At 73.5% G+C, this 22,007-nt stretch carries 19 protein-coding genes and 1 pseudogene; 9 read left to right on the forward strand and 11 right to left on the reverse strand.

The genetic code is table 11. The features are described from left to right. Nucleotides 1-7: 7 nt before the first annotated feature. Nucleotides 8-805 (reverse strand): tyrosine-protein phosphatase, encoded by a 798-nt coding sequence (locus M2302_RS27775; protein ID WP_280840778.1) that lies wholly within the window; start codon nt 803-805, stop codon nt 8-10. Nucleotides 806-849: 44 nt separating this feature from the next. Between M2302_RS27775 and M2302_RS27780 the strand changes: the two genes are divergently transcribed. After that, nucleotides 850-1,947, forward strand: a complete 1,098-nt coding sequence (locus tag M2302_RS27780) for a dipeptide epimerase (protein WP_280840779.1) — start codon at nt 850-852, stop codon at nt 1,945-1,947. 57 nt (nt 1,948-2,004) lie between these two features. After that, the gene (locus tag M2302_RS27785; protein ID WP_280840780.1) at nt 2,005-2,919 is read left to right on the forward strand and encodes an NlpC/P60 family protein; all 915 of its coding nucleotides are present in this window, start codon (nt 2,005-2,007) and stop codon (nt 2,917-2,919) included. A 67-nt stretch (nt 2,920-2,986) separates the two neighbouring features. Here the strand turns inward: M2302_RS27785 and M2302_RS27790 are convergent, their stop codons facing one another. The 3 genes from M2302_RS27790 to pnuC all read right to left on the reverse strand — a co-directional run bounded on the left by M2302_RS27790 (nt 2,987) and on the right by pnuC (nt 6,152). Next, on the reverse strand, nt 2,987-3,985 hold the full coding sequence (locus tag M2302_RS27790) for a TerC family protein (RefSeq protein WP_280840781.1): 999 nt from the start codon (nt 3,983-3,985) through the stop codon (nt 2,987-2,989). Nucleotides 3,986-4,353: 368 nt separating this feature from the next. After that, the gene (locus tag M2302_RS27795) at nt 4,354-5,442 is read right to left on the reverse strand and encodes an AAA family ATPase (protein WP_280840782.1); all 1,089 of its coding nucleotides are present in this window, start codon (nt 5,440-5,442) and stop codon (nt 4,354-4,356) included. Between the two features lie 56 nt (nt 5,443-5,498). After that, complete coding sequence (pnuC, locus tag M2302_RS27800) at nt 5,499-6,152, reverse strand: nicotinamide riboside transporter PnuC (RefSeq protein ID WP_280840783.1); 654 nt, start codon at nt 6,150-6,152, stop codon at nt 5,499-5,501. Between the two features lie 269 nt (nt 6,153-6,421). Between pnuC and M2302_RS27805 the strand changes: the two genes are divergently transcribed. From M2302_RS27805 to M2302_RS27815, 3 genes and pseudogenes are all read left to right on the forward strand, one after another. Beyond that, nucleotides 6,422-6,715 carry an antibiotic biosynthesis monooxygenase gene (locus M2302_RS27805; RefSeq protein ID WP_280840784.1) on the forward strand — a complete coding sequence of 98 codons (294 nt, stop codon included), beginning with the start codon at nt 6,422-6,424 and terminating at the stop codon, nt 6,713-6,715. Nucleotides 6,716-6,873: 158 nt separating this feature from the next. Next, a pseudogene (locus M2302_RS27810) lies at nt 6,874-7,407 on the forward strand (SDR family NAD(P)-dependent oxidoreductase); the annotation flags it as partial. A gap of 86 nt (nt 7,408-7,493) precedes the next feature. Continuing rightward, nucleotides 7,494-7,634, forward strand: coding sequence for an SDR family oxidoreductase (locus tag M2302_RS27815; protein WP_280840785.1), 141 nt, complete (start codon nt 7,494-7,496; stop codon nt 7,632-7,634). 7 nt (nt 7,635-7,641) lie between these two features. Here M2302_RS27815 and M2302_RS27820 read toward each other — a convergent pair whose 3' ends face one another. From M2302_RS27820 to uvrB, 4 genes are all read right to left on the reverse strand, one after another. Beyond that, the gene (locus M2302_RS27820; RefSeq protein WP_280840786.1) at nt 7,642-8,562 is read right to left on the reverse strand and encodes a helix-turn-helix transcriptional regulator; all 921 of its coding nucleotides are present in this window, start codon (nt 8,560-8,562) and stop codon (nt 7,642-7,644) included. Nucleotides 8,563-8,689: 127 nt separating this feature from the next. After that, the gene (locus tag M2302_RS27825) at nt 8,690-9,058 is read right to left on the reverse strand and encodes a VOC family protein (RefSeq protein ID WP_280840787.1); all 369 of its coding nucleotides are present in this window, start codon (nt 9,056-9,058) and stop codon (nt 8,690-8,692) included. 24 nt (nt 9,059-9,082) lie between these two features. Beyond that, entirely contained in the window at nt 9,083-9,931 is an 849-nt protein-coding gene (locus M2302_RS27830) for a helix-turn-helix domain-containing protein (RefSeq protein ID WP_280840788.1), read from the reverse strand. 12 nt (nt 9,932-9,943) lie between these two features. Continuing rightward, a complete protein-coding gene (gene uvrB, locus M2302_RS27835; protein ID WP_280840789.1) occupies nt 9,944-12,052 on the reverse strand; it encodes an excinuclease ABC subunit UvrB in 2,109 nt (702 codons plus the stop codon). 317 nt (nt 12,053-12,369) lie between these two features. On the opposite strand from uvrB, the gene M2302_RS27840 reads away from it, so the two are divergent. Beyond that, a complete protein-coding gene (locus M2302_RS27840; protein ID WP_280840790.1) occupies nt 12,370-14,037 on the forward strand; it encodes a hypothetical protein in 1,668 nt (555 codons plus the stop codon). A gap of 4 nt (nt 14,038-14,041) precedes the next feature. Here the strand turns inward: M2302_RS27840 and coaE are convergent, their stop codons facing one another. After that, nucleotides 14,042-15,223 (reverse strand): dephospho-CoA kinase, encoded by a 1,182-nt coding sequence (gene coaE / locus M2302_RS27845; RefSeq protein ID WP_280840806.1) that lies wholly within the window; start codon nt 15,221-15,223, stop codon nt 14,042-14,044. Nucleotides 15,224-15,755: 532 nt separating this feature from the next. Beyond that, entirely contained in the window at nt 15,756-17,246 is a 1,491-nt protein-coding gene (gene rpsA / locus M2302_RS27850; RefSeq protein WP_088961211.1) for a 30S ribosomal protein S1, read from the reverse strand. A gap of 427 nt (nt 17,247-17,673) precedes the next feature. On the opposite strand from rpsA, the gene M2302_RS27855 reads away from it, so the two are divergent. The 3 genes from M2302_RS27855 to M2302_RS27865 are packed head-to-tail and all read left to right on the forward strand — an operon-like array spanning nt 17,674 to nt 19,177. Further along, on the forward strand, nt 17,674-18,477 hold the full coding sequence (locus M2302_RS27855; protein ID WP_280840791.1) for a class I SAM-dependent methyltransferase: 804 nt from the start codon (nt 17,674-17,676) through the stop codon (nt 18,475-18,477). A 57-nt stretch (nt 18,478-18,534) separates the two neighbouring features. After that, nucleotides 18,535-18,756, forward strand: coding sequence for a DUF2945 domain-containing protein (locus M2302_RS27860; RefSeq protein ID WP_280840792.1), 222 nt, complete (start codon nt 18,535-18,537; stop codon nt 18,754-18,756). After that, nucleotides 18,743-19,177: a DUF3140 domain-containing protein gene (locus M2302_RS27865; RefSeq protein ID WP_280840793.1), complete on the forward strand. Its 435-nt coding sequence runs from the start codon at nt 18,743-18,745 to the stop codon at nt 19,175-19,177. The genes M2302_RS27860 and M2302_RS27865 overlap by 14 nt, the downstream gene beginning before the upstream one ends. 98 nt (nt 19,178-19,275) lie before the next feature. Here the strand turns inward: M2302_RS27865 and polA are convergent, their stop codons facing one another. Beyond that, complete coding sequence (polA, locus tag M2302_RS27870) at nt 19,276-21,975, reverse strand: DNA polymerase I (RefSeq protein WP_280840794.1); 2,700 nt, start codon at nt 21,973-21,975, stop codon at nt 19,276-19,278. Nucleotides 21,976-22,007 lie beyond the last annotated feature (32 nt).

Below are 22,007 nucleotides of genomic sequence, written 5' to 3' on the forward strand. Positions count from 1 at the left end.
GGCGGGGTCACTCCAGCAGGTTGTCCCGCAGCGCGTCGCGCACCTCGTCGGTGACGCCCAGCCCGTCGCGCAGGTACGCGTCGAACGAGCCGTGCACCCGGCGCACCTCCTCGTAGGCGGCGTCCAGGTACTCCGGGCGCACCTCCAGCACCGGGCGCACCGTCTCCGGGTCCAGCGCCGGTTGCCGCCCCACCATCGCCTCCAGCAGCACCTCGCGCAGGCTCACGGTCAGCTCGTTGTGGCACAGGTAGTCGGCGCGGATCGCCGCGGGGTCCACGTCCAACGCGGTGAGCAGCAGCACCGCCAGCCAGCCGGTGCGGTCCTTGCCGGCCGAGCAGTGGAACAGCAGCGGCAGGTTGTCCGCGTCCGCCGCCAGCCGCAGCGCCGTGCCGAACCCCGCCCGGGCCGCCTCCCCGGTGACGAACCAGCGGTAGATCGCCGCCATCGCCGCCGGGGTGCCCTCCCGGGCCAGCTCGTCGTACGCCTCCAGGTCGTGGCCGAGCAGCAGCGCCGAGACGTACGTGAAGACCGGGTGCGCCGGGTCGAGGATCGGCAGGTGCACCACCCGGGGCTCCCCCACCAGCCGGTCCGCCGGGGCGACCACCATCTCGGAGGCGTCCCGCAGGTCCACCACGCAGGCCGGGGCGAGCTTGCCCAGCACCGGCAGGTCGGCATCGGTCAGCCGGCCCAGCGCCGGGGTGCGGATCAGCCGTCCGGCGCGCACCCGGCGCCCGTCGGCGGTGGGCAGCCCGCCCAGATCACGCGCGTTCGGCGCGCCCACCAGCTCCCAGTCCCGCCTGCCCATTCGGCCTCCCCCTGCGCTGCCCGTCTCCGTATAGGGTGCCGCACATGACGATCGCCGCGGTACGCACCCACCGGCTTTCCGCGCCCCTGCACACCCCGTTCGTCACCGCGCTGCGCCGCACCACCACGGTGGACACCCTGGTGGTCGAGGTGATCGACTCCGACGGGCGGTCCGGTTTCGGCGAGGCGCCCCAGGTCTGGAAGGTGACCGGCGCCTCGGTCGCCGGCGCCGAGGCCTGCGTACGCGACATGCTGGCCCCCGCGGTCGCCGGCCGGGACGCCGACGACCTGGTGGCCCGCTGCGCCGAGGTGCGCACGGCGGTGACCGGGAACGAGTCGGCCAAGGCGGCGCTCGACGTCGCGCTGCACGACCTGGCGGCCCGGCGGCTCGGCGTACCCCTGGTGCGGCTGCTCGGCGGCACGACGCTGCGCGTCCCGACGGACGTCACGCTGGCCGCCGGCGACGCGGTGGAGCTGGCGGCGGCGGCCAAGCAGCGCCGCGCCGAGGGCTTCGACGTGCTCAAGCTCAAGGTCGGCACGGACGCGGCGACCGACCTGGACCGGGTCCGCGCGGTCCGGGCGGCGGTCGGCCCCGGGATGCGGATCCGGCTGGACGCCAACCAGGGCTGGACCCCGCGCGAGGCGGTGCGGGTGATCCGGGGCATCGTCGACGCCGGGCTCGACGTCGAGCTGGTCGAGCAGCCCGTGTCCCGGTGGGACCTGGACGGCCTGGCCTGGGTCAGCGACCGGGTGGAGGTGCCGATCCTCGCCGACGAGTCGGTCTTCGGCGTCCGCGACCTGGTCGAGGTGATCCGCCGTCGGGCCGCCGACATGGTCAACGTCAAGCTGGCCAAGTGCGGCGGCCTGCACACCGCTCGCACCCTGCTCGACCTGGCCCGCGCCCACGACATGGGCACCATCGTCGGTTCCATGATGGAGAGCGCGGTCGGCATCGGGGCGGCCGCCAGCCTGGTCGCCGCCTACCGCACCACCGCCGTGTCGGACCTGGACGCCGCCTGGTGGCTGGCCTGGTCGCCGGTGCGGGGCGGGGTCCGGTACGACGGCGCCACCGTTGTGCTGCCGGACGCGCCTGGGCTGGGCATCACCTCCGTCACTGAAGCAAAAGTGCAGCCCCGCAGTTGATGATCGTTGGTTTCTTTCATAGGGTCGGATAGGCGCCCGCCCGAACCGGAGGTCGACGTGAAGCTGCAACCGGGCCGCGAGGCCGTCGTCCGGGTCGCCGTCGCGACGCTCTGGGCCACCCCCGAGGCGGTACGCCCCGTCGACCGCCCCGCCCTCGCCCCGCGCACCGACATCCCGGCCTGGGTCGCCGGGATGGACACCGACCAGCGGGTCGGCGAGTGCGTGCTGAGCCAGTTGCTGCTCGGCGAGCGGGTGCTGGTCACCGAGCTGCGCCCGGACGGCTGGGCCCGCGTGGTCGCCGTCGAGCAGCCCGCGGCGGAACTCGACCCGCGCGGCTACCCCGGCTGGCTGCCCACCGCCCAGCTGGCCCCCGCCGACCCGAACACCCCCGCCGGTGAGCCGCTGGTGGTCGACGCCGGCGTCACCGCCCTGCACGGCGCGCCGGACGGCCCGGTGGTCGTGCCCGGCGTCGTCCTCGGCACCCGACTGACCCCGGCCGGCGGCCCGGTCGACGGGTGGCGTCCGGTGCACGCCCCCGGCCACCCGGGGCCGCTGTGGATCTCCGAGGCGGACGTGGTGCCGCTGCCCACCGGCCGGCCGGAGCCCGGCGAGGTGCTGGCCGTCGCGGAGCGCCTGCGCGACGTGGTCTACATCTGGGGCGGGGTCTCCAGCCACGGCATCGACTGCTCCGGCCTGGTGCACCTGGCCTGGCGCCGGTTCGGGGTGACCCTGCCCCGCGACGCCGACCACCAGGCCGAGGCCACCGCGCCGGTGCCGCTGGGCGAGGAGCACCCCGGCGACCTGTACTTCTTCGCCCGCCCCGGGCGCCCGATCCACCACGTCGGCATCGTCACCGCCGAGCCCGGCGGCGACCGCCGGATGCTGCACGCCTGCTACCGGCAACGGCGGGTGCTGGAGGAGCAGCTCCCCGCCGACCGGGCCGCCACCCTGGTCGCCGTCCGCCGGGTCTGACCCGTACGCGGAGAAAGGGGCAACCCGGCGAACGGGGTGCCCCTTTCTCCGCGTACGCGGGTGCGGCTCAGCGGCGGGCGTCGGCCAGCTCGCGGCGCCGGTCCCGGGACGACTTGACCAGGCTGGCGGCGGTGGCCACGGCGAGGGTGCCGAGGATGACCGTCAGGGAGAGCCAGATCGGGATGTGCGGGGCCCACCCGACGTGCTCCCCGCCGTTGATGAACGGCAGGTTGTTCTCGGCCAGGGCCTCCAGCACCAGCTTGACGCCGATGAAGCCGAGCACCACCGCCAGGCCGTAGCTGAGGTAGATCAGCCGGTCCAGCAGGCCGCCGAGCAGGAAGTAGAGCTGCCGCAGCCCCATCAGCGCGAAGACGTTCGCGGTGAAGACCAGGTACGGCTCCTGGGTGATGCCGAAGATCGCCGGGATCGAGTCCAGCGCGAAGATCAGGTCGGTGGTGCCGATGGAGATCATCACGATCAGCATCGGGGTGAACAGTCGCTTGCCGGCCTGGTGCGTGGTCAGCTTCGCGCCGTCGTAGTCCTTGGAGATCGGCAACGCCTTGCGGCTCCACCGGATCAGCATGTTCTCGCTGAACTCGTCCTCGTCCGGCTCACCCTGCCGGGCGAGGTTCACCGCGGTGTAGATCAGGAACGCGCCGAAGATGTAGAAGACCCAGGAGAACTGGGAGATCAGCGCCGCGCCGGCGGCGATGAACCCGCCCCGCATGACCAGGGCCAGCACGATGCCGATGAGCAGCACCTTCTGCTGGTACGGCCGGGGCACCCCGAACCGGGCCATGATGATCACGAAGACGAAGAGGTTGTCCACCGAGAGGCTGTACTCGGTGAGCCAGCCGGTGTAGAACTGGCCGGCCGCGCTCGCGCCGGAGGTGAGCCACAGCCCGGCGCCGAAGATCAGGGCCAGGGTTACGTAGAAGCCGACCCAGAGGCTCGACTCCCGGACACTGGGTTCGTGCGGTCGTCGACCGACGATGAGAAGGTCGACGAGCAGGACCGCCGTCATCACGACGAGGGTCCCGGCCCACACCACTCCGGACACGTTCAATGCATTCCTCCGGCAGACACGCGACGTCGGGCACACCGTAACGCCGGTTGGCGGCGAGACGAGCGGCGACGCGGACTCTGGTGACTGTCGGAGGTCTCTTCCGTCAGCGACCCGCGGGCGGGGCGATGACCGACGGCGCCGGGTCGGGCCGCCGGGTTCGGCGGTCGACCGTGCTGACGACTCCGTCGCGAGGGAATACTCCCCTCCTCGCGGGCCATTGTTCCCCATCCCGGCCGGCCACCGCATCTCCAGGTACCTGGATTGCCGGCAGCATCACCTTCCGACACGATCCGTGGCACGCTCCCTACGCCGTCCTAGGAGGCTAGGTGCCATCGGAGGGTCGGCGCGGCCGGCGGTGTAACCGCTGCTCAGCCGGGTGGCAGCAGCGGATCGGCGAGCGACCAGCCGGCGGCCAGCAGCTCGTCGCAGGCCGCCACCGCGCGGGCCAGCCGCTCCGGGTGCGGCCCGGTGAGTTCGATCACCGGCACCCCGCAGCCGGCCAGCTCGGCCCGGAACCGCTCGGTCATCCAGGCCCGCAGGTGCGCGCCGTCGCGCAGCCCGTCGTCTTCGAACGGCACCCCGACATGGTCGGTCAGCAGGTAGAGCGCGGGCCGGCGGGCCGCCGCCCGGACCGGCTCCGACGCCGAGCCCAGGTAACGCTCCTCCCACACCGCGGTCGCCCGGGCGTCGGTGTCGCAGACCAGCAGCGGGCCGCTGGACCGGGCGGCGGCGTCCTCCGCCGCCTGCTGGGCGCGGACCACCTCGACGAAGTCGTCCCGGTCCCAGGTGACGTCGAAGACCGTCGCCGCCGGCCGACCGGCGCGCAGCCGGGCCAGCTTGCGGGCGGTCAGCTCCCGGCCGTACTCCGGTACCCAGGCCGTGCCGTAGTGCGCGGCCAGGGCGCCGGCCATCGTGGTGGTGCCGGTGGACTCCGCCCCGACCACCACCACCCGCCGGACGAACCAGGCCCGCACCGCCGGGCTCAGCCGGTCCCAGTGCCCCGCCGGGTCCGCCCGCACCGCCGTGCCGGAGACCGGCACGACCCGCCGGTCCGGGTCCACGCAGACCGCCGTGGCGTCGAACCGCCGGGCCAGTTCCCCGCCGTACGCCTCTGAGGAGAACACCGCGTCCACCGGGCACCCGCCGAGCGCGGCGGAGAAGACCGCGCAGTGCGCGTCCCAGGCCGCCGGGTCGGCGTAGTCCACCGGGTGGTCGTCGTAGCGGCCGACGAACCGGACCCAGGGGGTATGCGCGTGCGCCTCGCGCAGCCAGTCCAGCCGCAGCTCGAGCGGGAGGGACTCCCGGCGCGACGGCGCGACCACCACGGTCACCGCCGCGCAGCGGCCGGCGGCGACCTCGATCAGGGCGTGGTGCCCGGCGTGCGGCGGGTAGAACTTGCCGACCACCAGGCCGTGCCGGAACTCCGGCCGGGCCGGGCCGGCGGACGGCCCGCTCACACCGCCAATCTCAGTCCGCGACTGCGGGGCTCGCAGACCCGGCTCACTCCTCGCGCTCACGCTGCCACCGGGGCCGGACCGGGCGGCACCGCCGTCGGGGCGCCGGCCGCGCGCAGGTCGGCCCGCCAGGCCCGCAACCCGAGTACGCAGAGCGCCAGGAAGACCAGATAGAGCGCGCCGGTGAGCCAGAGCCCCTTGTACGCGTAGAGCGGGATGTAGACCAGGTCGGCCACGATCCAGAGCCACCAGCTCTCCACCAGCTTGCGGGTCTGCCCGTAGGTGGCCAGCAGCGACAGCGCGGTGGTGAAGGCGTCGGCCAGCGGCACGGTGGAGTCGGTGGCCCGGTCCAGCAGCGCCCACAGCCCGCCGGTGAGCAGCACCCCGGCGACCGCCAGCCCGGCCCACTCCCGGCCGCTCGTCCGGCTGACCGCGAGCCGGCTGCGCCGCTCGCCGCCGAAGAGCCAGTGGTACCAGCCGTAGAGGCCGAGCAGCACGTAGACGACCTGGAGGCCGGCGTCGGCGTACAGGCCGGCGGTCCAGAACAGCACCATCAGCAGCAGCACGTTGGCGATGCCCACCGGCCAGTTCACGGTGTGCTGCCGGGCGACCAGCCAGACGTTGAGCACGCCGGTGGCGAAGCCGAGCAGCTCCGCCCAGGTCGTCCCGACGTCCCCGACGGTGAACGCCACCGTGGTCAACCAGTCCAGCATGATCCGCCCCTTCCCTGGCCCGAGCGATCACCCTAGGGCCTGTGTCAAAGTCCTCGGTCGAGCCGAGGCGGAGTCCAGGCGGCGATCCGGCAAGGCGGAGATCCGTCCGGATACCGGTGTTGTATCCGGACGGATCTCCAACGCGGCCAGTCGTCGTCTGGGCCCGCCGCAGGCCGGCCAGGGGCTTTGACACAGGCCCTTGGGCCGGGGCGGCCGGCGGAGAAGACCCCTCCGTCCGATTCCACCGCCGGGCGTGCGAGGCTTCGGTCATGGTGCTTGAGGTCGCGCTCATCGACGTACTGCCCGGACACGAGGACGAGTTCGCCGCTGCCTACGTGCAGGCGCGCGGGATCCTCGCGGCCGTCGAGGGCTGCCGGTCGGTCCGGATGACCCGGGGCATCGAGACCCCGACCCGGTTCGTGCTGCTGGTCGAGTGGGACTCGGTCGAGGCGCACGAGCAGAACTTCCGGGGCACCGAGGCCTTCGACAAGTGGCGGGCGCTGATCGGCCCGCACTTCGCCGGCCCGCCCCTGGTCGAGCACTTCGTCGACGTCCCGGCCTGATCCGGCGGATCCACGCCCGCCATTGTCGTACCCCCCGGTTACCGTGCGACGCACGCGCGGCACACCGGCCCCGACGCGTTCGGGGGTGCCGGGTCCGGTGGCCGCGCGGCGACAATCCGCTGGCGCCGACCGGGGCGCGGGCGGGTTGACTGTCGATCATGAGTGGTCGGGTCTTCCTGGTGACCGGCGTGAGCCGCCGGATCGGCATCGGCGCGGCGGTGGCCCGGCTGCTCGCCGCCGACGGGCACCGGTTGCTGCTCAGCGGCCTGCCGGCCTACGACGACGCCCAGCCCTACGGCGGCGACCCCGACGGCGTGCCCGCGCTGCTCGCCGAGCTCGGCGCCGCCGCCGGGTACGTCCCGGCCGACCTGCTCGACCCGGCCGCGCCCGGTGCACTGGTCGCCGAGGCGGTACGCCGGCACGGCCGGCTCGACGCGGTGGTGGCTGTGCACGCGTACTCGACCCACACTCCACTCGGCGCGCTCGACGCCACCGAGATCGACCGGCACCTGCTGGTCAACGTCCGGGCGACGCTGCTGCTCGCCGAGGCGTTCGCCGCCGCGTTCACCGCCGGCTCGGGCGGCCGGCTGGTGCTCTTCTCCAGCGGGCAGCGGCTCGGCCCGATGCCCGGTGAGCTGGCGTACGCGGCCAGCAAGGCCGGCGTGGAGAACCTGACCGCCCAGCTCGCCCCGCTGCTGATGCCTGGCGGCATCACGGTCAACTGCGTCAACCCCGGGCCGACCGACACCGGCTACCCCCGCCGGACGTGCACGCCGCGGTGGCCGGGCTCTTCCCCGGCGGGCGGTGGGGCACCCCGGCCGACGCCGCCCGGCTGGTCCGCTTCCTCTGCTCGCCCGAGGCCGACTGGATCACCGGACAGGTGATCGACTCGGAGGGCGGCTTCCAGCGGCACCGCTGAGCGGCGCTCACCCGCCGGCCGAGCGATCCGCCTCCCCCTCGGCACCGCCGGGGCGCGCGCCGTTGGCGACCTCGCCGGCCCGGTCGCGCAGGACAGCGGCGGTCTCCTCCGCGCTCAACGCCACCGCCGACAGCCACCCGGTCATCCGCTCGTAGCGGGCCACGTCGGCGTCGGTCACCAGCCGCACGTCGTTGGTGAGCGCCTCCAGCATCACGGTGCGCGGGTCGGCCGGGTCGGGGAAGGAGTAGCAGGAGTAGGCGGTCAGCGCGTGCACCGCCCCGGGCGGGGCGGCGGTGCGGGGCACCACCCGGATCGTCACGTTCGGCAGGTCGGCCAGGGCGAGCAGGTGCACCAACTGCTCCTGCCAGATCTCGGCCGGGACGCCGGCCGGGTCGCAGACCCGTTCGTCCAGCAGGCCGGTGTAGTGCGGCGGGTCGGGGCGGCGCAGCACCTCCTGGCGGGCCAGTCGCGCCCGCACGTCGGCCTCCACGTCGACGTCCGGGTGCAGCAGCCGGCCGGCGAGGACCCGCAGGCGGGCGTACCCGGGGGCTTGGAGCAGACCGGGTACGACGACCGGCTGGTACTCCACGATGGCCGCCGCCCCCGCCTCCAGTTCGGCGTACGTGCGCTGCCGCTCGTGCATCTCGCCGAGCGCCTTCCACCAGCCACGGCTGGTCGCGGCGTCCCGGGCGATGACGATCAGCGCCTCCCGCTGCGGCGACGGCACCTGGTAGACGTCCAGCAGGTCGAGCACGTCGGCGAGGTCGGGCCGGCTCTGCCCCAGCTCGATGCGGGACAGCTTCGACGTGGAGGCCCAGCCCAGCAGCCCACACACCTGTTCCAGGGTGAGCGCCTCCCGTCTGCGCAGCTGGCGCAGCTCGGCGCCGAGGCGCGCACGGCGAATGACAGGACTCGATGACAACGGCATCCCGGCCTCCCCACGACGGAGGGTACGCAGGACCGTCACCCAGGGCAATACCTCGCTTGCGCACCGCAACCGCCCGGCGACGCCCCCGTCGGGTGCGACCTTCGCGCCGCCGGGCGGAGCGCACCGGTCAGGGCCGGTACGTGCCGAACGACCAGACGTTGCCGGCGAGGTCGCGGGCGGTGTAGTCGCGGGAGCCGTAGTCGGTGTCGAAGGGCTCCCGGACGATTTCCGCGCCGGCCGCCTTCGCCCGGCCGTGATGGGCGTCGACGTCGTCGACCGCCACGTAGACGACGTAGTCGTCGTCGGCCGGCCGGACCCGGGGACCGCTCCCGGTGGCCAGCATGATCAGATCGCCGCCGTAGCCGAGTTGGGCGTGCGCGACGGACCCGTCGGGCGCGTCGTGCACCTCGTGGACCTGGAAGTCGAACGCCGCGCGGAGCCAGTCGATCGCGGCACGGGCGTCGGGATACCGGAAGACCGGGTAGATGCTTCGCATGGCCCGAGTCTGCCGCCGGCTCGGTCAGCCGGGATTGGACGAAAGCGATCCGGAGCGCGCCAGCGTGGCCGGCGTCGTACCGGCGAACTCGCGGAAGTCCCGGATCAGGTGCGACTGGTCGTAGAAGCCGCAGCGGGCGGCCAGCTCCGCCCAGCCGCCCGGATCGTCGGGAGCATCGGCGCCCGGCCGTGCGACGAGTTCCCGGGCCAGCGTCGCGTACGCCCGGCCGAAGCGCACCAGCCGGGCGGTTGCCTTGGGCGTCAGCCCCAGCTCCGCGCGGAACCGGACGGCGAGGTGCCGGCTGCTCCAGCCCAGCTCGTCGGCAAGGTCACCGACGCCGATCCGGCCGCCGGTGCCGGCGAGCCGACGCCACGCCCGGCCCAGCGTCGGATCGAGCGGGGCGGAGCCGGCCAGCCGCGCGCCGAGCGCCGCGTCGAGCAGGGCGAACCGGCGCGGCCAGTCCGGCGCGTCGGCCAGCCGGCAGCGCAGCCCGTCCAGCCACCGGTCCGGCAGGTCGCCGACCGGCACGGCCCGGTTGGCCAGCTCGCCCAGCGGCAGGCCGAGGACCCGGCGGGCCGCCGGTGGGGTGAGCACCAGCTGCACGCCGAGCCCCACGCCCAGGGTGGAGGTGGTGCAGTGGCTGTCGAAGGGCCCGGCGACGAACGAGTCCACCCCGTACGCCCCGCGCCCGGCCGCCCGCGGGTCGACCACGTCGAGCGGGGCGCCCCAGCCCAGCACCAGCACCACGAAGGCGCCGGCCACCTCGCGGCGGACCAGCGGCACCGGGGCGGGCTCGCGGTAGCCGAGGTACCGATCGACGAACGGACGCAGGCGGGGGTCCGGCAGACCGACGACGACCTCGATCCCGCCCATCCCCCGCTCCCCCTACTTCACGCCCGCGGCGTCCATCCCGCGCAGTTCCTTCTTGAGGTCGGCGACCTCGTCCCGGATCCGGGCGGCCAGCTCGAACTGCAGCTCCCGGGCGGCGGCCAGCATCTGGTCGTTGAGCTCCTGGATGAGCTGCGCCAGATCGGCGCGGGCCATCCCCTCCCGGGACGGGCCGGCAGCGCCACCCCGACTGCGGCTGCGGGTCTCCTTGACCGGGGCCTTGCCCCGGGAGAGCTGGCGCACCGCCCCGCCGACCCGGCTGTTCTCGGTGTCCTCCGCCTCGCGGTAGATGTCGTCGAGGATGTCGTGGATCTTCTTGCGCAGCGGCTCCGGGCTGATGCCGTGCGCCTCGTTGTGCGCGATCTGCTTGGCCCGGCGCCGGTCGGTCTCGTCGATCGCGGCCGCCATCGACGGAGTGATCTTGTCGGCGTACATGTGCACCTGGCCGGAGACGTTACGGGCGGCGCGGCCGATGGTCTGGATAAGCGACCGGCCGCTGCGCAGGAAGCCCTCCTTGTCGGCGTCGAGGATCGCGACCAGGGACACCTCGGGCAGGTCGAGGCCCTCCCGGAGCAGGTTGATGCCGACCAGCACGTCGTACTCGCCCTTGCGCAGCTCGCGCAGCAGCTCGACCCGGCGCAGCGTGTCGACCTCGGAGTGCAGGTAACGCACCCGGATGCCGTTCTCCAGCAGGTAGTCGGAGAGGTCCTCGGCCATCTTCTTGGTCAGCGTGGTGACCAGCACCCGCTCGTCGCGCTCGGTGCGCAGCTTGATCTCGTGCATCAGGTCGTCGATCTGCCCCTTGGTGGGCTTGATCACGACCTCCGGGTCGATCAGCCCGGTCGGGCGGATCACCTGCTCGACGAACTCACCCTGCGCCTGCTCCAGCTCCCACGGGCCGGGGGTGGCGGAGAGGTAGACCATCTGGCCGACCCGCTCCAGGAACTCGTCGAAGCGCAGCGGCCGGTTGTCGGCGGCGCTGGGCAGCCGGAAGCCGTGGTCGATCAGCATCCGCTTGCGGGACGCGTCGCCCTCGTACATGCCGCCGATCTGCGGGATGGTCACGTGCGACTCGTCGATGACGGTGAGGAAGTCGTCGGGGAAGTAGTCGAGCAGGCAGTGCGGCGGGCTGCCGGGCAGCCGCCCGTCCATGTGCATGGAGTAGTTCTCGATGCCGGAGCAGAAGCCGACCTGGCGCATCATCTCGATGTCGTAGGTGGTGCGCATCCGCAGCCGCTGCGCCTCCAGCAGCTTGCCCTGCCGCTCCAGCTCGGCCAGCCGCTCGCCCAGCTCGGTCTCGATGTCGCGGATCGCCCGCTCCATCCGTTCCGGGCCGGCCGCGTAGTGGGTGGCCGGGAAGATGACCAGCTGGTCGACCTCGCGGACCACGTCGCCGGTGAGCGGGTTGAGGTAGTAGAGCTTCTCCACCTCGTCACCGAACAGCTCGATCCGGACCGCCAGCTCCTCGTACGCCGGGATGATCTCCAGGGTGTCGCCGCGGACGCGGAAGGTGCCCCGCTGGAAGGCCATGTCGTTGCGGGTGTACTGGATGTCGACCAGGCGACGCAGCAGCTGGTCCCGGTCGAGCTCCTGCCCCACCGCGACCCGGACCGCGCGGTCCAGGTATTCCTCCGGGGTGCCCAGGCCGTAGATGGCGGAGACCGTGGCGACCACGATCACGTCCCGGCGGGTGAGCAGCGACATGGTGGCCGAGTGGCGCAGCCGCTCGACCTCCTCGTTGATCGAGGAGTCCTTCTCGATGTAGGTGTCGGTCTGCGGGATGTACGCCTCGGGCTGGTAGTAGTCGTAGTAGGAGACGAAGTACTCCACCGCGTTGTGCGGGAGCAGCTCGCTGAACTCCTTGGCCAGCTGGGCGCAGAGCGTCTTGTTGGGCGCGAGCACCAGGGTGGGGCGTTGCAGCCGCTCGACGAGCCACGCCGTGGTGGCGCTCTTGCCTGTGCCGGTCGCGCCGAGCAGCACCGTGTTGCGGTCGCCGCGCCGGACCCGACGCTCAAGGTCGTCGATGGCGGCCGGCTGGTCGCCGGCCGGCTGGAACTCGCTGACGACCTGGAAGCGGCCGTCGAGCCGGGGAATGTCGAGCGCCATGACACCAACGGTACGCCGGGGGTCCGACACTCCGTCGCGACTACGGGCGGTCCCTGATCGGCTTCGATATTCCCATTGTGGCCCACATCCCACCGCGCTAGCCTGAACACCGTAGGCCGCTCGCGGCGGCCGACCGGGCAGGTGGCCGGGCCCCCACGGGGCTCCCGCCCCCGGCACAGGAGGGTCGCAGCACCCGGACATCGCCGGCGTGCGCACCCGACGTGGTCGCGCCCATGGCGCAGACCGGCCGCCGCGAGCGCCCCTGCCTCGCACCGTCTTCCTCGTCACCCTCGCCGCCGCCGGGCGTTCAACCACTCGTGGAGACCTCCCCCGACCGGCCGCCGCCCCCGTCCACCCCGACGGGTCCGCCCCCCGACATCCCCGTCGCCGCGCGGCCGCCCACCCGTACCCCCGTCGGTGACGGCGGACGCGGCGCGGCCGGCCACGGCGCCGGACGCCGACGGCCGGGCCGGCGCCGGCGCGACCCCGCCCGGCACGCGCTGCGCACCCCGCCGGTCCTGGCCGCCGTCGCCGGCTCCCCGGAGGAGCCCGCCCGCCGGCGCACCACCCTGGTCGCCCTCGGCGTGGTTGCCGCCGCCTCGGCCACGGCGCTGGTCGCCGGCCTGCTGAGCTGGGCGCCAGCCCCCGGGGAACCGGCCCGGGCGCTGACCGCGGCCGAGGCCGAGCGGCTGGCCGCGACCCGGGTCACCAACCTCCGCGACGTGCGCGCCGGGGTCCGGGTGACGATCGGGACCGGCGCCGCCCGCACCGACCTGGTCGGCTGGATCGACTGGGCGCGGCCGCTGGCCTACCTCGACGTGGGCGGCCCGGGCGCGGGCGCCGACCGGGGACTGGTGCAGGCGACGCCCTCGGTCGTCGTACTCCGCCCCGACCCCACCGCGGTCCCCACGCCGGCGTCCCCTCCGCTGGTACCGCCGACGGACCGCTGGCGACTGCGCGACCTGCCCACCGGCCGGCCACTCGCCGGGGCGCTCGACGTGCTCTTCGGGCTGAGCGCGGACCGGGCGGAGCCGGCCGAGCCGCTGCGCCACGGCGCGGGGCGCTGGGTGGGACGGGAGACCCTCGCCGGCGAGCCGGTGGACGTCCTCCAGGCCCCGCTGCCCAGGCCCACCGCCGCCACCGACCCGACCGCCCGTCCACCCGCCCCGCCGGCGGCCGGCGACGGCGACCCCCGCTGGTGGGTCGACGGCGACTCCCGGCTGCACCGGTGGGAGGGCCGGCTGCCCGGCGGGCAGCCGGCCACCGTCGAGTTGGATCGCAACGACCGGCCCACCATCTGGCCGGTGGACGCGCTGGGCGGCCGCCCCGGGCTGCCCCGCGCGCTCACCGACACCGAGGCCGAGCGGCTGGCCCGGCTGCCCGCCCAACTGCGGGCCCAGCCCGGTGCCGCCGTCAGCATCGCCGTCCCGCTCGGCACCGCCGCGAACCTGCGCGGCTCGGGATGGCTCAGCTGGTCCGACGGGGTGGCGTACCTGTCGGTGGCCGAGCTGGACACCCTCGGCCGGCGCACCCTGCTGCGGCGCGACCGGGACGGCTTCGCCCGGGCGGAGGTGCCGGTCGGGCCGGGCGCCGGCGCCACCGGGGCCGCCAACGGCCCGCCGCTGCCGCCACCGGCCGAGGCCGGCTGGCGGACCGGCGCCCGCCCGTTGGACGACCTCGACCTGCTGGTCGACGCGGCGCTGCGGGCGGACACCGCGCCCGCCCGGCCCGCGGCCGCCGTGCGGCTGCGCACCGACCGGGTCGCCGGCCGGGTGGTGGACGTGGTCGAGCTGCGCGTGCAGGGCCTGCGACTGCGCTACTGGCTGGACCGCACCGGCCTGCCCCGCCGGCTGGAGCTGCGCACCCGGGCGGGCGCCTGGGCCCAGCTCGACCTCACCCCGGCGCCGGTGCCGGCCGGGATCGTGCCGCCCCGGCCCGGACCGCCCGCCCCGAAGGCGCCGGCCGGCACGGCGGGCCGCCGCTGACCGGTCAGGGCCGCCAGCCGGTCTGCGCGGCCCACTCCTCGGCCCGCAGGTGCTCCTCGTCGAACCACGGGTCCTTGGCCGTCGCGTACGCGCCGCTGTCCGGTGCCGAGGCCGCCAACTCCCGCTTCAGCAGCAGGTAGGCGGCCCGCTGGTCCGGGTCGGCGCGCAGGTGGTCCCGCATCAGCAGGGCGTACCGCCAGCCGGGCGAGTCGGCCACCCGCAGGTGCAGGCAGGCCGGGCGCCCCGGGTCGGCGCTGCCGTGGAACCGCTTGGCCCACCGCCCGCGGCCGGCCGGGCGGGGGCTGTCCCACCAGTCGCCGGGCAGCCGCGGGAAGCCGGCCCGGGCGAGCCGCTCGGCGAGCGGCCCGTCCGCCTCGTCGAGCGACGACACGGTCACCTGGATGTCGATCACGTCCTTGGCGGCCAGGCCGGGCACGGCGGTCGAGCCGATGTGGTCCACCCGCAGTTCCGCCGGGGCGACGGCGTGCCGGATCCGGGCGGCCAGCCGGGCGTACTGCTGGGGCCAGGTCGGGTCCGGCTCGGTCAGCACGACCCGCTCCGGGCGGGCCACCCGGCCCGCCCGGACGTTGCGCTCGTAGGGCAGCAACCGGTCCCGCCAGAGGGCGTCCACGGCGGCGTGCAGCTCATCGAGGGTGCCGTCGTTGCTGAGCACCACGTCCGCCGCCGCGCGCCGGCGGGCGTCGTCGGCCTGCGCGGCGATCCGCCGCTCCGCCTCCGCGCGGGGCATCCCCCGCTCGCGTTCCAATCGCTCCAGCCGGGTCGCGACGGCCGTCTGCACCACGACCACCAGGTGGTACGTCGGCGCGAGCCCCACCTCGACCAGCAACGGCACGTCGTTGACCACGACCGCGTCCGAGGGCGCGGCGGCGGCCAGTTCGGCGGTACGCGCCCGCACCCGGGGATGGGTGATCGCCTCCAGCCGCCGGCGGGCCACCTCGTCGCCGAAGACCACCGCGCCCAGCGCCGCCCGGTCCAGCGCGCCGCCGGCGTCGAGCACCCGGTCGCCGAAGGCGGCGACGATCTCGGCCAGCCCCGCGGAGCCCGGGGCGACCACCTCACGGGCGATCCGGTCGGCGTCGATGACCACCGCACCCCGCTCGGCCAGCCGGGCCGACACGGCGCTCTTGCCGGAGCCGATCCCTCCGGTCAGTCCCACCATCAGCACCGGACCAGTCAACCGGATCACCGCGCCCACCACAAAACCGCGGCGATCTCGCCGTTTGCGGCGTGTGGCGGCGTCCGGTACTCGGGACACCGCCACACGCCGCAAACCAAGTAGATCAAGTCGCCCTGGTGGCAGCCCCCGGTGGCGTCGCGGATTGCGGCGTGTGGCGGTGTTCAAGGCCCGGGACACCGCAACACGCCGCAAACGGAATCGATCAAGCCGCCTCGGGCGGCAACAGCCGGCCACGGCGTGGCCGGGAGCGGCTGAGCTTCGCCGCGCACAGCCAGGCGCACAGCCAGGCGCATGCCAGGCGCATGCCAGGCGCATGCCAGGCGCATGCCAGGCGCATGCCAGGCGGGGTCAGGCGTGGCTCCCGCGTGAGCGGCGAGGGAGGGCTGTCCGGAGACGCGCGAGGGCCCCGCCCCCGACGACCCGGTGGCTACCGGGTCGCGGGAACGGGGCCCGTCGTCGTCAGTGACGGCTCCAGGTCGCTGCGCGGCGTCAGCCGCGCCGAGCTGGAGTTGTCACAGGATCACTTGCCGCCGGCGAGCTTCTCCCGCAGAGCGGCGAGCGCCTCGTCGGTGGCCAGGGTGCCGGCCGGCTCCTCGGCCTGACGGCTCGGCGCCGTGGTGGTCGTGGTGGTGGTGCCACCGGTGACCGCCGGAGCCGGGTTGGCAGCGGCCTCGGCGTCGGCCGCGCGAGAGGTCTGCACCTGCTTGGTGTGGGCCTCCCAACGCTGACGCGCCTCGGCGTACTGGTTCTCCCAGGTCTCGCGCTGCTTGTCGTACCCCTCGAGCCACTCGCCCGTCTCCGGGTCGAAGCCCTCCGGGTAGATGTAGTTGCCCTCGGCGTCGTACGTCGCGGCCATGCCGTAGAGGGTCGGGTCGAAGTGCTCCTCGCCCTCGACGAAGCCCTCGTTGGCCTGCTTGAGCGACAGCGAGATGCGGCGGCGCTCCAGGTCGATGTCGATGACCTTGACCATGACCTCGGAGCCGACCTGCACGACCTGCTCCGGGATCTCCACGTGGCGCTCGGCCAGCTCGGAGATGTGGACCAGGCCCTCGATGCCGTCGTCCACCCGGACGAAGGCGCCGAACGGCACCAGCTTGGTGACCTTACCCGGCACGATCTGCTGGATCGCGTGGGTGCGGGCGAACTGCCGCCACGGGTCCTCCTGGGTCGCCTTCAGCGACAGCGAGACCCGCTCGCGGTCCAGGTCGACGTCCAGGACCTCGACCTCGACCTCCTGGCCCACCTCGACGACCTCGGACGGGTGGTCGATGTGCTTCCAGGACAGCTCGGAGACGTGCACCAGGCCGTCCACGCCGCCCAGGTCGACGAACGCGCCGAAGTTGACGATCGAAGAGACGACGCCCTTGCGGACCTGGCCCTTCTGCAGCTTGTTGAGGAACTCGGTGCGCACCTCGGACTGCGTCTGCTCCAGCCAGGCACGGCGGGACAGGACCACGTTGTTGCGGTTCTTGTCCAGCTCGATGATCTTGGCTTCGAGCTCGCGGCCGACGTACGGCTGCAGGTCGCGCACCCGCCGCATCTCGACCAGGGAGGCGGGCAGGAAGCCGCGCAGCCCGATGTCGAGGATGAGGCCACCCTTGACCACCTCGATGACCGAACCGCGGACGACGCCGTCCTCGTCCTTGATCTTCTCGATCGTGCCCCAGGCCCGCTCGTACTGCGCCCGCTTCTTGGAGAGGATCAGACGACCCTCCTTGTCCTCCTTCTGGAGGACCAGGGCCTCGATGTGGTCACCGACCGAGACGACCTCGGCGGGGTCCACGTCGTGCTTGATCGACAACTCCCGAGAGGGAATGACGCCCTCGGTCTTGTAGCCGATGTCGAGCAGGACCTCGTCCCGATCGACCTTGACGACGGTGCCTTCGACAATGTCGCCGTCGTTGAAGTACTTGATGGTCTCGTCGATCGCGGCGAGGAAAGCCTCCTCGGAACCGAGATCGTCGTGGGTGACCCGGGTGGCGCTCGAGGGGGCCTCGATGCTGCTCGTCATGTGGGCGGTTGCTCCGGTCGGATGGGTTGTCACAGCAGGCGTGGTGTCGCGGTGACCATTTCGCGCCAGCGGATCCGCCATCGGGCACACCGAACGATCGCCAAGTGAAGATCATTAGTGGCTCCGGTGACCGCGCACCTGCTCCCTGCCGAGGCACACGATCCGCGAGCGCATCGTCTAGCCTACCCGCTGCATTACCACAGCGTGCAAGGCCTCCCGTGTCCTCGCGACCTCGTCAGCTGCGAAAGCGGAGATTTCGGTGGAAAAGCGTCTCGACTGTCTCTTGCGTCACAGCCGTCCCACCAAGCAGAGAAGGTAGCGCACCGCGGCGACGCCCGCAGACCGCCCTCGCCTTCGTGCCGATCGTGGCCGTATCCGCCGGCCGGTCGCCGTCGGCGTCGACCGGGCCAGGGCCTAGCGTGAGCGGGTGGACGACGACAGGGTGACCCGACGGCGGGTCGGCGACGCGGAGACCCGCCGGGCCAACCGGGGCTGGTGGGACACCGACGCCGACGACTACCAGGCCGAGCACGGCGCCTTCCTCGGCGACACGGACTTCGTCTGGTGCCCGGAGGGCCTGCGCGAGGCCGACGCCCGGCTCCTCGGTGACGTCGCCGGACGCCGGGTGCTGGAGGTGGGCTGCGGTGCCGCGGCCTGCGCGCGCTGGCTGGCCACCCAGGGCGCCCGGCCGGTCGCCTTCGACCTCTCCGCCGGCATGCTGCGGCACGCCGCGCAGGCGGCCGACCGCACCGGGGTACGGGTGCCGTTGGTGCAGGCCGACGCGTTGGCGCTGCCGTTCGCCGACGGGGCGTTCGACATCGCCTGCACCGCCTTCGGCGCGATCCCCTTCGTCGACGACTCGGCCGCACTGATGGCCGAGGTGCACCGGGTGCTGCGTCCGGGCGGCCGGTGGGTGTTCTCGGTGACCCACCCGATGCGGTGGATCTTCCTGGACGACCCGGGCGAGGGGGGCCTGACCGCCGTGCACTCGTACTTCGACCGCTCCCCCTATGTCGAGCAGGACGACTCGGGCGTGGCCACCTACGTCGAGCAGCACCGCACCCTCGGCGATCGGATCCGCGAGCTGGTCGGCGCCGGGTTCCGGCTGCGGGATCTGGTGGAGCCGGAGTGGCCGGCGGGGCACGAGGGGATCTGGGGGCAGTGGAGCCCGCTGCGCGGGCGGCTCTTCCCCGGCACCGCCATCTTCGTCACCGACAAGCCCGCCGGCTGACCCCGCCGCACGCCCAGGGCGTCGTTTCGGGGCATCGACGGCGGGTACCCGCCCGGCATGGCCGAGCAGAGGGAATTCCGCGAGGGTGACCACGTCTCCTGGGCCAGTCACAGCGGCCGGGCGTACGGCGTGGTCAAGGAGAAGCTGATCGACCGGACGCACGTACGCGGGCACGCCGTCAACGCGACGGAGGACGATCCGCAGTACCGGATCCGCAACGACCACTCGGGCCGCGACGTGGCCCACCGACCGGAGGCGTTGCGTCATGAGCAGAGATGACGACGGCCGGGACACGTACCAGGAGTTCACCGAGGCGGTGAACATGAAGCCCGGCGAGATCTCCTCCTGGCTCGAGACCGACGAGTCGAAGCAGGTCGGCTGGCACAAGGGCGGCCGCTCCGGGGGCGGCGAGTCGGTGGGGCACGAATCCGGCCGGAAGATCATCGACCTGTTGCGGCGCAAGCGCGGCGACCTGTCCGAGGGCGACTACAAGCACATGCGCAAGGTGGTCGGCTACGTCCGCCGGCACATGGCCCAGCGTCCCTCCGGCGACGTGCGCGACACCAAGTGGCGCTGGTCCCTGATGAACTGGGGCCACGACCCCCTCAAGGGCCCGCTTCCGCCCCCGGGCGGCCCGTCCCGACGGGCCCTCGAGCGGCACGGCACCCCGCCGAAGGAGCGCCGGGGACCCGGACGCTGACCCACGCCCTTGCGCCGGACCCGGCGACCGGAGCGGGGTTCCCGAGGCCGCGAGGGTCTGCCTCGCGGCCCGGCGCACCCGGCCCGACCGAGGCCCGGTCAGTGGTCGGCGCTGTTCCAGTCCCGCCCCTCGCCGACCGACACCTCCAACGGCACCGACAGCGGGTACGCCGCACCCATCTCCCGGCGCACCAGCGCCTCCAGAGTCTCCCGCTCGCCCGGCGCCACCTCGAAGACCAGCTCGTCGTGCACCTGGAGCAGCATCCGCGAGCGCAGCCCGGCGTCGCGCAGCGCGGTGTCGACGCGCAGCATGGCGACCTTGATGATGTCGGCCGCGGAGCCTTGGATCGGGGCGTTGAGCGCCATCCGCTCGGCCATGTCCCGGCGCTGCCGGTTGTCGCTGACCAGGTCGGGGAGGTAACGCCGGCGACCGAGGATGGTGGAGGTGTAGCCGTCCTGCCGGGCCCGGGCCACCACCTCGTGCAGGTAGTCGCGGACCCCGCCGAACCCGGCGAAGTAGTTCTCCATCAGCCCGCGCGCCTCCTCGGCGCTGATCCCGAGCTGCTGGGAGAGACCGAACGCGCTCAGCCCGTACGCCAGGCCGTAGTTCATCGCCTTGATCTTGCGGCGCTGGTCGGGGGTGACCTCGCCGACCGGCACGTCGAAGACCGACGAGGCGGTGGCGGCGTGGAAGTCGTGGCCGGAGTTGAACGCCTCGATCAGCGCGTCGTCCGACGACAGGTGCGCCATGATCCGCATCTCGATCTGGCTGTAGTCGGCGGTGAGCAGGCACTCGTAGCCCTCCCCCACCACGAAGGCCCGGCGGATCCGCCGCCCCTCCTCGGTGCGGATGGGGATGTTCTGCAGGTTGGGCTCGGTGGACGAGAGCCGACCGGTCGCCGCCACCGTCTGGTTGAAGGTGGTGTGGATCCGGCCGTCGTCGGAGACGGACTTGAGCAGGCCGTCCACGGTCGACTTGAGCTTGGCGACGTCCCGGTGGCGCAGCAGGTGCTCCAGCACCGGGTGCGGGTTCTGCGCGTAGAGCCACTGCAGGGCGTCGGCGTCCGTGGTGTAGCCGGTCTTGATCTTCTTGGTCTTGGGCAGGCCCAGCTCGCCGAAGAGGATCTCCTGCAACTGCTTGGGCGAGCCGAGGTTGAACTCCCGCCCCACCGCCTCGTACGCGCCCTGCGCCGCGGCCTTCACCTCGGCGGCGAAGTGCGCCTCCAGTTCCGACAGGTACTGCGTGTCGGCGGCGATGCCGATCCGCTCCATGCCGGCGAGCACCCGCATCAGCGGCAGCTCCACCCCGGCCATCAGCCGGTTGGGCTGCTCACCGTCGCGGGACAGCTCCGCGTCGATCGCGTCGGCCAGGTCGAGGGTGGCCCGGGCCTGGAGCATGAGATTCTGCTCGACGACGCCCTCGTCGCCCAGCCCGTCGAGGGTGAGCTGGCCGGTCTCCGGGGCGTCGACCCGCAGCTCGCGGTGCAGGTAGCGCAGGGCCAGGTCGGTCAGGTCGTAGGAACGCTGGTCGGGGCGGGCCAGGTAGGCGGCGATCTGGGTGTCCCGGGCGATGCCCTCCAGCGACCAGCCGTGCGCGGCCAGCGCCAGCACCGCCGGCTTGCTGTCGTGCAGCACCTTGGGGCGCTGCGGGTCGGCCAGCCAGCCGGCCAGCGCCGACTCGTCGCCCGGCGCCAGCGCGGCCGGGTCGAACCAGGCCGCCGCGCCGCCGGCGGTGGCGAGCGCCATCCCGGTGACCGAGGCGGTGTGCCGGCGGTTCGGGCCGGTGTCGAGCTTCACCGCCAGCCCCACCGGAGTGCCGGCCGGGGCGTGCGTGGCCAGCCAGCCGGCCAGCGCCCCCGACTCGGTCAGCACCTCGCCGGCCAGGTCGAACCCGGCCTCGGCCTCCGGCTCGACCGCCTCCAGGTACTGGTAGAGACGGTCGCGCAGGATGCGGAACTGCAGGGTGTCGAAGACCTGGTGCACGGCCTCCCGGTCCCAGCCGGTCCAGCGGGCGTCCTCGGGACGCAGCGGCAGGTCGAGGTCGGAGATCAGGCAGTTGATCTCGTAGTTGCGGATCACCCGGGACAGCTGGGCCCGCAGGTTGTCGCCGGCCTTGCCCTTGATCGCGTCGGCGCTGGCGACCACCCCGTCGACGCCGCCGTACAGGTTGATCCACTTGGCGGCGGTCTTCGGGCCGACGCCGTCGACGCCGGTGAGGTTGTCGCTGTCCTCGCCGACCAGCGCGGCCAGGTCGCGGTAGCGCTCGGGGCCGACCCCGTACTTCGCCTCGACGGCGGCCGGGTCCATCCGGGCCAGGTCGGAGACGCCCTTGCGCGGGTAGAGCAGGGTGACCCGCTCGCCGACGAGCTGGAGGGCGTCCCGGTCGCCGCTGCTGATCAGCACCTCCATGCCCTGGTCGCGGGCCTGGCAGGCGAGGGTGGCGATGACGTCGTCGGCCTCGAAGCCCTCCTTCTCCACCACCGGGACGCGCAGCGCGTCGAGGACCTCCTTGATCAGGCTGACCTGGCCCTTGAAGTCGGTCGGGGTCTCCTTGCGGCCGGCCTTGTACTCGGCGTACTTCTCGGTGCGGAAGGAGCGGCGGGAGACGTCGAAGGCGACGACGATGTGCGTCGGCTGCTCGTCGCGGAGCACGTTGATCAGCATCGAGGTGAAGCCGTAGACCGCGTTGGTCGGCTGCCCGGTCGTGGTGGAGAAGTTCTCCACCGGCAGGGCGTGGAAGGCCCGGTATGCCATCGAGTGTCCGTCGACGAGGAGCAGGCGCGGGGTCGTAGCTGTCACGGCAGCGACTCTAGCCGCAACGCCCGACATCT

The organism is Micromonospora sp. A200 (assembly GCF_029893845.1).
Taxonomy (GTDB): domain Bacteria; phylum Actinomycetota; class Actinomycetes; order Mycobacteriales; family Micromonosporaceae; genus Micromonospora; species Micromonospora purpureochromogenes.